Source organism: Streptomyces sp. NPDC059787 (assembly GCF_042732315.1).
GTDB lineage: Bacteria > Actinomycetota > Actinomycetes > Streptomycetales > Streptomycetaceae > Streptomyces > Streptomyces atrovirens.
In genome coordinates this window covers 172,846-184,617 of record NZ_JBHWHX010000002.1, presented here as the reverse complement: position 1 = coordinate 184,617, position 11,772 = coordinate 172,846, and the positions used below count along the sequence as shown (strand labels likewise).

Below are 11,772 nucleotides of genomic sequence, written 5' to 3'. Positions count from 1 at the left end.
GGGTGGAAAGTCGAAATACCGTACGCCACCGAGGAGGAGGAACCCGTGACCCGCATCGACAGCGTGCGCGCCGCGACCGGTTCGGCGAAGGACAGCGTGCTGCACGCCGCGGAAGCGGTGGCGCCCTACGCCGACACGGCCAAGGTCAGGGCCGCGCACTACGCGCAGGAGGCCCGCGTACGGCTCGCGCCCATGGTGACGCAGGCCGCAGGCCAGGCCCGCGTCCAGTACGGCGCCCATGTGCAGCCGTATCTGGAGCAGGCCCGGACGCATGTGCCGCCGAAGATCGACCTGGCCGCTCACCAGGCCGCCGACCGCACCCGCAAGGTCGCCCGGCAGGCGGCGGACTACTCCCGTCCGAGGATCGAGCAGGCGGTGGCCGTCGCCGGACCCGTGACGGAAGAGGCCGCGGCCCGTGGTGCGGCCGCACTGGTCGCGCTGCGCGGCCAGGTTCCGGCGCGGCAGATCCAGAAGCTGGTCCGCAAGCAGCGGCGGCGGGCGAAGGCCGGCCGTGCCGCGAGGGTGGTCCTGGTCCTGGGCGCCGTGGCGGGCGGTGCCTTCGCCGCCTGGAAGTGGTGGGACAAGCAGGCCAACCCGGACTGGCTGGTGGAACCGCCGGCCGCGACGGACGTGCCGTCGGGGTCGGCCAAGCTGACGTCGGTGGACGGCAGCAGCGGGGCCACGCTCGACCCGGAGGTCGAGGCCAAGGAGGCCGAGGAGGAGGCCGCCCGGCGCGACGACCAGACCTGACGCGCGGCGGCGTCAACGGCGCGGTGGGGCGGGAGACTTGGATGTCTCCTGCCCCACCGCGCCGTTTCACGTGAAACAAGGGACCCCTCCCACCGCGTTTCCGCAGGCGGGAGGGGTCCGAGTGTGGAGCCTAGGGGAGTCGAACCCCTGACATCTGCCATGCAAAGACAGCGCTCTACCAACTGAGCTAAGGCCCCGGAGGAAAGCGTCCACCTGCGAGAACCGCATCCCGGTGGGCGCCTGGGACCAGAGTACCGGGTACCCCCGGGGATTCCGCAAAAAGATTGGGGGTCCCCGTGACCAACCACTCTCCGTAAGATGCTCGGACGTGGTTCGCTACAGCGAACCACGGTTCTTGGGGAAGCGATGGGGAGACGCAATGGACGCCGCACAGCAGGAAGCCACCGCAAGAGCGCGGGAACTGCAGCGGAACTGGTACGGGGAGCCGCTGGGGGCGCTCTTCCGTAGGCTCATAGACGACCTGGGCCTCAACCAGGCTCGCCTCGCGGGGGTTCTGGGACTGTCCGCGCCGATGCTGTCGCAGCTGATGAGCGGCCAGCGGGCGAAGATCGGAAATCCCGCCGTGGTGCAGCGGGTGCAACTGCTGCAGGACCTGGCGGGGCAGGTCGCCGACGGCAGTGTGAGCGCGGCCGAGGCGACCGAGCGCATGGACGAGATCAAGAGGTCACAGGGGGGTTCGGTGCTCAGCAACACCACACAGACGACGAGCGGTTCGGGGGCGCCCACGGTCAAGCGGGTGGTCCGTGAGATCCAGTCCCTGCTGCGTTCGGTGGCCGCCGCCGGTGACATCATCGAGGCCGCCGACACCCTCGCCCCCACGCACCCCGAACTGGCAGAGTTCCTCCGGGTCTACGGCGCGGGCCGCACCTCCGACGCGGTCACGCACTACCAGTCCCACCAGAACTGATTCCCCGCCCGGCGGCCGAAGGGGGTTCGGCTGCCGGGGACGCGCGGAAGACGGGGGGACACCGCAGGGGAGGGGCGACGCACAGCGATGGGTGAGGTCTTCGCCGGCCGGTACGAACTGGTCGATCCGATCGGGCGCGGGGGTGTCGGTGCCGTCTGGCGCGCCTGGGACCACCGCCGCCGCCGTTATGTGGCCGCCAAGGTCCTGCTGCAGAGCGACGCCCACTCCCTGCTCCGCTTCGTGCGCGAGCAGGCGCTGCGGATCGACCATCCCCATGTCCTGGCGCCCACGAGCTGGGCCGCCGACGACGACAAGGTCCTGTTCACCATGGACCTGGTCACCGGCGGTTCGCTGGTCCACCTGGTCGGTGACTACGGTCCGCTGCCGCCGGCCTTCGTCTGCACCCTGCTCGACCAGTTACTGGCGGGGCTCGCCGCGGTGCACGCGGAGGACGTCGTGCACCGTGACGTCAAGCCCGCCAACGTGCTCCTGGAGGCCACCGGCACGGGCAGGCCGCGGCTGCGGCTGTCGGACTTCGGCATCGCGATGCGGCTGGGCGAGCCCCGGCTGACCGAGACCAACCTGGTGGTGGGCACTCCGGGTTATCTCGCGCCGGAGCAGCTGATGGGCTCCGAGCCGGACTTCCCCGCCGACCTGTTCGCCGTGGGCCTGGTGGCGCTGTATCTGCTGGAGGGCGCCAAGCCGGACGCCAAGGCCCTCATCCAGTACTTCGCCGACCACGGGACGCCCGGCGCGCCCCAGGGCATCCCCGAGCCGCTGTGGCAGGTGGTGGCCTCGCTGCTCCAGCCGGATCCACAGGCGCGGTTCCGTACGGCCACAGGAACGCGGAAGGCGCTCGCGGCCGCCGCGGAGCTCCTTCCGGAGCCCGGCGCCGACGACGAACTGATCGAGATCTTCGACCAACTGGGTCCCCTGCCCCCGGGGTTCGCCGCGGACGGCCCGCTGAAGCGGGCTTCGGGCGTGGTGCGTACGGCCCCGGAGGAGGAACGGGACTCCTCGCCCGGTTCCGGATCCGGCCGGGACACGGGCGGTGCGGACGCCTCCGGCGGCACGACCGGCCCCGGGACCGTCCGGCCGGCCACGGCGGCGGGCGTCGGCACACACGCCGGAACCGGCTCAGGGGCGCTCGGTGCGGGCCCGGACGGAGGCGGAGGCGCCGTACCCACCGATCCACGTCCGGGCACCGCGTCCGGCGCCTCCCCGCACCCGCCCGGCATGTCGGACACCGGGAGCTTCCCCCTGCCGCCACCCCGGTCCACGGTCACCTCCTCCCCCGTGACCGCTCCGCCGCCCCCCGAGCAGGCCCCCCAGGTACCGGTGCGGCACCGGCCAGCCGGCGCCGTCCCCTCCGTGTCCCCCCACGACCCCACTCATCAGCTGCGCGCTCCCCTGCAACGGCCGGCCCCGCGTCCCGACGCCTCCACCGCGGAGTACACCGCCCAGGCCCCGCAGACCCCGCCTGTGGGCGAGACGCTGTCACAGCGCGGGCCCACCGCCCCCCGGACCCATCGCCGACGCAGCCGCCGCCCCGGCCCCCCGGCAAAGGCGGTCGTTCCCCTGCTGCTCCTGGCCCTGGCCTGCTACGCCGTGGGGTTCTGGGCCCTCACGCACGTCTGACCGCCGCCGTCCGGGCCGTCCACGGTCTACGGCACGGCCCTCCGCCGGGCCGCCAGCGTCCACACACCGAGCCCTGCCAGTAGCGCGGTGCCCGTGCCGATGCCGCCCACCGCGAGCGCCCGGAAGGCGGAGTCGTCGCCCGCGTCCTCGCCCTCGGCCGCCGCCTCCCGGTCCTCCCCCGTGACCGTGAAGACGTCCGGCGGCACGGACTCCCCCGCGTATCCGGGCCCGTCCTGTGCCGCACCGCTCAGCCGCACCCGCAGCGTCAGCGGGACGGGCCCGTCGCCGAAGCCGTCCGCCACCGCGGCCGAGAGGTGTGCGACGAGGTAGTAGGAGCCGGCGAACCGCATCGCCCCGACCTGGCGTCCGGCGGCGTGCCGATTGGCGTACTCGACCGGCGGGAGGGGCGCGAGGCTCTCCGCCTTCCGGCCGCCGTCGTAGCCGACGCCCACGTCCACGACGTGACCGCGTACGGGGTTGTAGAGGTCCAGGTCCAGCGCGGCGGCGGTGTAGCCGCTGACGCCCTTGCTCGAACCGCCCAGTTCGGCGGTGGCGTAGAGCTGCCGGCCCCAGTCGACGGGGACCTTGTAGAAGAGTGTCTGGCCGGGGCGGATGTCGTCCCGCCAGACTCCCTGGCCGACGGGGGCGGCCCGGGTGAAGCCCGCGCCTCCGGGGCGCCGTTCGGGCTTCCCGGTGAGGGGCCGGGGCGGGGCGGAGTTCCACTCCCTCGGCGCGCTCGTCGCACCGGTCCGCTTCAGAGGGGGCTCCGCCACCGCGGTGAGCTCCATCTCCCAGGGGCCGGGGGAGGAGCCCTCCCCGTCCGGGTCGACGCGTTCGACGCTCAGGTAGTACGTACCGGCCTCCTGGCAGAGTGATCTCCTGGGAGAGATCTCCCGCATGGCCCACGCGGCGACCGGATGCCGGCTGCCGGCGGTGCCGAAGCTCGCCGTGTCCACGTCGCAGGAGCGGCCCTCGCCGTCCTGCACGGACACCTTGACCCCGTCGATGACGGAGGCGGTGCGGCCGGCCGGGGGTACGGCGGTGGCGGAGGCGTAGGTGCTCGTGGTGGCGTCGAGTTCGAGCCGGTAGTAGACCGCGCCGCTCGCCGGGAGAGTGCTCCGGTAGGTGCGGCCGGGCTCCAGCTCCACGGCGTCCGCGGTGCTCGTGGTGCCGTCGATCCTCCGCGCGTCCTCGGCGAAGGCATAGGCCCCGACGTCTTCGGCGGCCTCGTCCGCGACGGCCACCCGCCCCGGCAGCACACCGGCCAGTCCCAGCACCGTCACGGACACGAGCGTCACCACGCCCGCGCGTACGCCGGCCGAGGGCCCGCCGTGCCCGGCCCGGGCCCTACCCCGCCGTCCCCTCACTCGCCACCCCTCGTCGTCGCCCGGACGTCGCACCGCGCCCATCCTGCCCCGCGGACGAGGCCCTCCGACAAGTCCCCGGCACACACAAAACCCCGACCGCGTGGGCGGCCGGGGTCTGTTCAGCGTCGGATGTCGGTACTCACGAACCCGTGGGCACGGAGTCAGTCGCCTCCGTCCACAGATCCTGCTCGGCGCGATCCGCCTGGATCTGGCGGTACACGAGGAGCCCGCCGATGGCGGCCAGTGCGACCAGGAGAAGCTTCTTCACCGCGCGACCTCGTCTTTCCTTGACGTAGGGGACCTCTGGCGCCCGACTATACACACCGGTCGATACCGATCGGTGACCTGCGTCGGCCTCTCCAACTGCCCTCCCGCACGGCGCAGTAGAAGCGGAGTACGGCGATCCGGCCGGAGGGTGATCACATCCGCACGGACGGTCACTTTGGCGGCTTCTCCGCCGTCTCCCTATCTTTTCTCCGCTTATGCACCCATCCGTGTGGTGTTCATCTGAACATCCACGCGCCACGGGCGTCGGTCCATCATTTCGCGAGCCCCATACACATCATGAGGAAAGTACGCAAATCGCCCAACCCGAAAGTGAGGGGCCATGGCCCGGAACAAGGTCATGAAGCTGTGGAACGCCGTCGTCACCGCGTTCCTCGCACTGTGCACGGCGCTCGGACTCATCACCACGACCGCTTCCGCGGCCGTACCGCAGACCGACAAGACGCGCAACAGCGACAGCACCCCGAACATGTCGGCGCCGACGACGCCCCTGCGGTCCTGGTCACTGGCCAAGGCCCTGCCCCCCACGATGAAACAGCGCATCCACGCCGAGGCCCACGGCAAGTCTCCCAGTTGCCGGCACCGTCCGGTCTCGGACACGACGGCGGAGTCCGACCCCGCGGACTGCTCCGACGACACGACGTCCACCCGCACGGAGCCCGCCACCGGCCGCATCCCCCTCCAGCGCTGATCACGGGGCCTCCACCGCCCCCTCCTCGCGCCGTCGCCGCTTCCCCGAGTCCTGGCGAACTCGCGTACAGCACCACGGCCCGAGCCGACACCAGAAGACCCCGGTCGACATCCGACCGGGGTCTTCTTCGCCGTCCACCCGTCCACGTTCGCTGTCCACGGCAGGGGACGGATGCCGGCCACTGCGACCGCTTCAAGGCCGTCGTCCGGGGCTCGTCCCTCCGGGCGGGGCCCCGGGTGCCGCTCACCGGCTGATGCGGCCCGTGAAAGACAAGAACCCCAGCCGGTACCGGCTGGGGTTCTTGTCGCTGGTGGGGCTAACAGGATTTGAACCTGTGGCCTCATCCTTATCAGGGATGCGCTCTAACCAACTGAGCTATAGCCCCGCCGCGCTCTGCGGTGTGTGTTCCGCGCGCTGACTCCTGAAGATTAGCGCACGACCGGGGCAGTCCCAAAATCGGTTGTCGCGGGACCCTCGGAACGGGCGGGGAGACCGCTGTGAACAGCTCACTCGTCCTCGGCCAGCGTCAGCTCGACACCGCCCACAAAACCCGCGGAGAGGTTGTAGATGAACGCGCCGAGCGTCGCCAGCGCCGTCGCCAGGACGACGTCGATGACCGCGATGATCGTCGTGAACATCAGGACGTTGGGCAGCGACAGGAACGACTGGAGGTCGAAGCCGTTCGACTCGTTGGAGCCGGTCGCCTCGGAGATCGTGCTGCCGACCGTCGAGAACACGCCCATGGCGTCCATGACCATCCACAGCACCGCGGACGCGACGATCGTGCAGATGCCGAGCGCGATGGAGAGCAGGAAGCTGACCTTCATCACCGACCACGGGTCGGCCTTCGACACCCGCAGCCGTGCCTTGCGCACGCGCGGGGTGGTACGCGCTCCCGTGCGGGGACGTCGTACCGCGCCGGTCTGACCGGCCGCCGTACCGGCCGGGTAGGCCTGCGGCGGGTGGTACGGGCCCGCCTGCTGCTGCGACTGCCGTTCCCCCGGCAGTGGTGAGGCCGTCTGAGCGGCGGCGCCCTGACCGGGCGCGGCCTGCTGCGGGCCTCGGGTGTCCGTCACGGTTCCCCCCTGGGATCCCTGCCTGTCGGACGAGGAGGCGTCCTTGACGGGCGGCTTGATCGCTTTGAGATTGGTCGTGTGCGGATCCGCCGCCCGCGCGGCGGAGCCACGGCCGCCGCCGTCCGTTCCCCTGCTGGTACCGGCCGGTCCGGCGCCCGTGGCTCCGCTCACGCTGACTCACTCCTCGTGCTACTCGGCCGAGGGCGCCTCACCCTCGTCCGTACTGGTGGTCGCTTCCCCGTCGGTGGTCTCGTCCACGGCCACGTCGCCGTCGACTTCCTCCGCCTCGCGTCCGGCCTCGGCATTACGGGCGATGCCGACCACGGCATCGCGCTTGCCCAGATTGATCAGTTGGACGCCCATGGTGTCACGGCCGGTTTCCCTGATCTCGTTGACTCGCGTACGAATCACACCGCCCGACAGCGTGATGGCGAGGATCTCGTCGGTCTCCTCGACCACCAGCGCGCCGACGAGGGTGCCGCGGTCCTCGACAATCTTGGCAGCCTTGATGCCGAGGCCGCCGCGACCCTGGACGCGGTACTCGTCGACGGCGGTCCGCTTCGCGTACCCGCCGTCTGTGGCAGTGAACACGAACGTACCGGGTCGAACAACATTCATCGAGAGCAGCTCGTCCCCCTCGCGGAAACTCATGCCCTTGACGCCCGAGGTCGCACGGCCCATGGGACGGAGCGTGTCATCGGTCGCCGTGAACCTGATCGACTGCGCCTTCTTGCTGATCAGCAGCAGATCGTCGTCGGCCGAGACGAGTTCGGCGCCGATCAGCTCGTCGTCGGAACCGTCCTCCTGCTCCCGCAGGTTGATCGCGATCACACCGCCCGCACGCGGGGAGTCGTAGTCCTTCAGCGGCGTCTTCTTCACCAGGCCCGCCTTGGTGGCCAGGACCAGGTAGGGCACCGCCTCGTAGTCGCGGATCGCACGGATCTGGGCGATCGTCTCGTCCGGCTGGAAGGCCAGCAGGTTCGCCACGTGCTGCCCGCGCGCGTCCCGGCCGGCGTCGGGCAGCTCGTAGGCCTTCACCCGGTAGACCCGGCCCTTGTTGGTGAAGAACAGCAGCCAGTGGTGGGTGGTGGACACGAAGAAGTGGTTGACGATGTCGTCTTCCTTGAGCTTCGCGCCGCGCACCCCCTTGCCGCCGCGCTTCTGGGCCCGGTAGTCGTCGGTCTTGGTGCGCTTGATGTAGCCGCCGCGCGTGACCGTGACGACGATGTCCTCCTCGGCGATCAGGTCCTCGATGGACATGTCGCCCTCGTAGGGGATCAACTTCGTCTTGCGGTCGTCGCCGTACTTCTCGACGATCGCGGCCAGCTCCTGGCTGACGATGCCGCGCTGGCGGACCGGGGAGGCGAGGATCTCGTTGTACTCGTTGATCTTCGCCTGGAGTTCGTCGTGCTCCTGGACGATCTTCTGGCGCTCCAGGGCGGCCAGCCGGCGCAGCTGCATCTCGAGGATGGCGTTGGCCTGGATGTCGTCGATCTCCAGGAGGTCCATCAGGCCCCCGCGCGCGATCTCCACGGTGTCACTGCGCCGGATCAGCGCGATGACCTCGTCGATGGCGTCCAGGGCCTTCAGCAGGCCGCGCAGGATGTGCGCCCGCTCCTCGGCCTTGCGCAGCCGGAAGCGCGTACGGCGGACGATGACCTCGATCTGGTGGTTCACCCAGTGCCGGATGAACGCGTCCAGGGAGAGCGTGCGCGGCACCCCGTCGACCAGCGCCAGCATGTTGGCGCCGAAGTTCGACTGCAGGTCGGTGTGCTTGTAGAGGTTGTTCAGGACGACCTTGGCGACCGCGTCCCGCTTCAGCACGATGACCAGGCGCTGGCCGGTCCGGGACGACGTCTCGTCGCGGACGTCGGCGATGCCGCCGATCTTGCCGTCCTTCACCAGGTCGGCGATCTTCTGCGCGAGGTTGTCGGGGTTGGTCTGGTAGGGCAGCTCCGTGACCACCAGGCACTGGCGGTTCTGGATCTCCTCCACCTCGACCACCGCGCGCATGGTGATCGAGCCGCGGCCCGTGCGGTACGCCTCCTCGATGCCCTTGCGGCCGACCACCAGGGCGCCGGTCGGGAAGTCGGGGCCCTTGATGCGCTCGATCAGCGCGTCCAGCAGCTCCTCGTGGGATGCCTCGGGGTTCTCCAGGTACCACTGGGCGCCGGCCGCGACCTCGCGCAGGTTGTGCGGCGGGATGTTGGTCGCCATGCCGACCGCGATACCGGCCGAGCCGTTGATCAGCAGGTTCGGGAAGCGGGCAGGCAGGACGGTCGGCTCCTGGGAGCGGCCGTCGTAGTTGTCCGTGAGGTCGACGGTCTCCTCGTCGATGTCACGGACCATCTCCATCGACAGCGGCGCCATCTTGCACTCGGTGTAGCGCATGGCCGCCGCCGGGTCGTTGCCCGGCGAGCCGAAGTTGCCGTTGGAGTCCACGAGCGGCATCCGCATCGACCACGGCTGCGCGAGGCGGACCAGCGCGTCGTAGATCGAGGAGTCACCGTGGGGGTGGTAGTTGCCCATGACGTCGCCGACAACGCGGGCGCACTTGTAGAAGCCGCGCTCGGGACGGTAGCCGCCGTCGTACATGGCGTACAGCACGCGGCGGTGCACGGGCTTGAGGCCGTCACGGACGTCCGGCAGCGCACGCGAGACGATGACGGACATCGCGTAGTCGAGGTAGGAGCGCTGCATCTCCGTCTCGAGCCCGACGGGCTCGACACGCATCGCCAGGGCGTCACCCTCGGGTGTCGTCACAGGAGTGTTCTCGTCGGTCATTGCTGGTGAAGGTCCTTCCTGGTGCGGTCAGCTGAGACCGACTCAGATGTCGAGGAAGCGGACGTCCTTGGCGTTGCGCTGGATGAACGCGCGGCGGGCTTCGACGTCCTCGCCCATGAGGACCGAGAACAGGTCGTCGGCCTGGGCGGCGTCGTCCAGGGTGACCTGGCCGAGGACCCGGTGCTCCTGGTCCATCGTGGTGACGCGCAGTTCCTCGGCGTTCATCTCGCCGAGACCCTTGAAGCGCTGGACGGAGTCCTCGCGGATGCGCTTGCCGGCGTTGCGGCCCATCTCGATCAGCGCGTCGCGCTCGCGGTCGGAGTAGGCGTACTCGAAGTCGTCCCGGCCCCACTTGATCTTGTAGAGCGGCGGACGGGACAGGTACACGTGTCCGGCCTCGACCAGCGGCCGCATGAAGCGGAACAGGAAGGTCAGCAGCAGGGTGTTGATGTGCTGGCCGTCGACGTCGGCGTCCGCCATCAGAATGATCTTGTGATAGCGGAGCTTCTCGATGTCGAAGTCCTCGTGCACACCGGTGCCGAACGCGGAGATCATCGCCTGGATCTCCTGGTTCTGCAGGATCCGGTCGATGCGCGCCTTCTCGACGTTGAGGATCTTGCCGCGGATCGGGAGGATCGCCTGGTACTGCGGGTTGCGGCCGGACTTGGCCGAACCGCCGGCGGAGTCACCCTCGACGATGAAGATCTCGCACTTGGTGGGGTCGTTCGACTGGCAGTCGGACAGCTTGCCCGGCAGCGACGCCGACTCCAGCAGGCCCTTGCGGCGGGTCAGGTCGCGCGCCTTGCGGGCCGCCACGCGCGCGGTGGCCGCCGCGATGCCCTTGCGGATGATGTCCGCGGCCTCGTTGGGGTTGCGGTCCAGCCAGTCGTTGAGGTGCTCGTAGACGACCTTCTGGACGAAGGTCTTCACCTCGGTGTTGCCCAGCTTGGTCTTGGTCTGGCCCTCGAACTGCGGCTCGCTCAGCTTGACCGAGATGATCGCGGTCAGACCCTCGCGGATGTCGTCACCCGTGAGGTTGTCGTCCTTCTCGCGCAGCAGCTTCTTGTCCCGCGCGTACTTGTTGATGAGCGAGGTGAGCGCCGCGCGGAAGCCCTCTTCGTGCGTACCGCCCTCGTGGGTGTGGATGATGTTGGCGAAGGAGTACACGCCCTCCGTGTAGCCGCCGTTCCACTGCATGGCGACCTCGAGGGACAGGTGCCTGTCCTTGTCCTCGGCCTCCAGGTCGATCACGGTGGGGTGCACCACGTCCCCCTTGCGGGAGTTGAGGTACTTCACGAAGTCGAGGATGCCGCCCTCGTAGTGGTACGAGACGGCCTTGACCTCGTGCTTCTCGTCCTCGCCCGCCTCGTCCGCACCGGCGGTGGCCTTCGCCGACTCACGCTCGTCGGTGAGGTTGATCCGCAGGCCCTTGTTGAGGAACGCCATCTCCTGGAAGCGCCGGGAGAGCGTCTCGAAGGAGTACTCGGTGGTCTCGAAGACGTCCGGGTCGGCCCAGAAGGTGACCGTCGTGCCGGAGTCCTCCACCGCCTCGTGCTTGGCGAGCGGCGCGGTCGGGACGCCCAGCTTGTAGTCCTGTGTCCAGCGGTAGCCGTCGCGCTTGATGTCGACGGACACCCTGGACGACAGGGCGTTCACGACGGAGACACCGACACCGTGCAGACCACCGGAGACCGCGTAGCCGCCGCCGCCGAACTTGCCGCCCGCGTGCAGCACCGTCAGCACGACCTCGACGGCCGGCTTCTTCTCGACGGGGTGGATGTCCACCGGGATGCCACGGCCGTTGTCGACGACCCTGACGCCGCCGTCGGCGAGGATCGTCACGTCGATCGTGTCGGCGTGACCGGCCAGCGCCTCGTCGACGGAGTTGTCGACGACTTCCTGCACCAGGTGGTGCAGTCCTCGCTCACCGGTGGAACCGATGTACATACCGGGTCGCTTGCGGACCGCGTCCAGACCCTCGAGGACGGTGATCGCACTGGCGTCGTACGAGGCGGTGACCTCGTTGCCCGAGGTGGTCGCCGCGCTGTTCACGCCGGTGTCGGTGGACGGGATGTTCTCGTTGGGGTTGCCGGAATCGGCCACGAAGCGCCCTTTCTGGCACAGCACGAGCCGGGCTCGTCGGCAGGTTGCCGGAGCGGCTGCGGCATGTTGCGTTGGTAAGCCTTGATCAGCGTTGCTCAGCTTTTCCCGGGCGGTCCCCACGTTCGGGGCGGGATTGTCTTCCATTCTACC

Annotated in this window: 9 protein-coding genes and 2 tRNA genes; 4 read left to right on the top strand and 7 right to left on the bottom strand. The window is 69.8% G+C overall.

Annotated elements, in window-relative coordinates; translation table 11 throughout:
* The first annotated feature begins 45 nt into the window (after positions 1–45).
* Positions 46–750 carry a DUF5324 family protein gene (locus tag ACFV5H_RS02820; protein ID WP_385192401.1) on the top strand — a complete coding sequence of 235 codons (705 nt, stop codon included), beginning with the start codon at positions 46–48 and terminating at the stop codon, positions 748–750.
* Positions 751–874: 124 nt separating this feature from the next.
* Here the strand turns inward: ACFV5H_RS02820 and ACFV5H_RS02815 are convergent.
* Positions 875–947 (bottom strand) — tRNA-Ala (locus ACFV5H_RS02815).
* Positions 948–1,129: 182 nt separating this feature from the next.
* Here ACFV5H_RS02815 and ACFV5H_RS02810 point away from each other — a divergent pair.
* Both ACFV5H_RS02810 and ACFV5H_RS02805 read left to right on the top strand, forming a co-directional pair.
* Positions 1,130–1,678, top strand: coding sequence for a DNA-binding protein (locus tag ACFV5H_RS02810; RefSeq protein ID WP_030857021.1), 549 nt, complete (start codon positions 1,130–1,132; stop codon positions 1,676–1,678).
* Positions 1,679–1,765: 87 nt separating this feature from the next.
* Positions 1,766–3,316 carry a protein kinase gene (locus ACFV5H_RS02805; RefSeq protein WP_385192399.1) on the top strand — a complete coding sequence of 517 codons (1,551 nt, stop codon included), beginning with the start codon at positions 1,766–1,768 and terminating at the stop codon, positions 3,314–3,316.
* Positions 3,317–3,342: 26 nt separating this feature from the next.
* Here ACFV5H_RS02805 and ACFV5H_RS02800 read toward each other — a convergent pair whose 3' ends face one another.
* Positions 3,343–4,725: a hypothetical protein gene (locus tag ACFV5H_RS02800; RefSeq protein ID WP_385056256.1), complete on the bottom strand. Its 1,383-nt coding sequence runs from the start codon at positions 4,723–4,725 to the stop codon at positions 3,343–3,345.
* A 97-nt stretch (positions 4,726–4,822) separates the two neighbouring features.
* Positions 4,823–4,951 (bottom strand): DLW-39 family protein, encoded by a 129-nt coding sequence (locus tag ACFV5H_RS02795; protein WP_003999697.1) that lies wholly within the window; start codon positions 4,949–4,951, stop codon positions 4,823–4,825.
* 339 nt (positions 4,952–5,290) lie between these two features.
* Here ACFV5H_RS02795 and ACFV5H_RS02790 point away from each other — a divergent pair, with 339 nt between their 5' ends.
* A complete protein-coding gene (locus tag ACFV5H_RS02790) occupies positions 5,291–5,659 on the top strand; it encodes a DUF6344 domain-containing protein (protein WP_385056259.1) in 369 nt (122 codons plus the stop codon).
* 308 nt (positions 5,660–5,967) lie between these two features.
* Here ACFV5H_RS02790 and ACFV5H_RS02785 read toward each other — a convergent pair.
* The 4 genes from ACFV5H_RS02785 to gyrB form a co-directional block, all read right to left on the bottom strand.
* Positions 5,968–6,044 (bottom strand) — tRNA-Ile (locus ACFV5H_RS02785).
* Between the two features lie 121 nt (positions 6,045–6,165).
* Complete coding sequence (locus ACFV5H_RS02780) at positions 6,166–6,906, bottom strand: DUF3566 domain-containing protein (protein ID WP_385056262.1); 741 nt, start codon at positions 6,904–6,906, stop codon at positions 6,166–6,168.
* Positions 6,907–6,924: 18 nt separating this feature from the next.
* Positions 6,925–9,519, bottom strand: a complete 2,595-nt coding sequence (gene gyrA, locus ACFV5H_RS02775) for a DNA gyrase subunit A (RefSeq protein WP_385056265.1) — start codon at positions 9,517–9,519, stop codon at positions 6,925–6,927.
* Between the two features lie 42 nt (positions 9,520–9,561).
* Positions 9,562–11,622: a DNA topoisomerase (ATP-hydrolyzing) subunit B gene (gyrB, locus tag ACFV5H_RS02770; RefSeq protein ID WP_385056266.1), complete on the bottom strand. Its 2,061-nt coding sequence runs from the start codon at positions 11,620–11,622 to the stop codon at positions 9,562–9,564.
* Between the last annotated feature and the right edge of the window lie 150 nt (positions 11,623–11,772).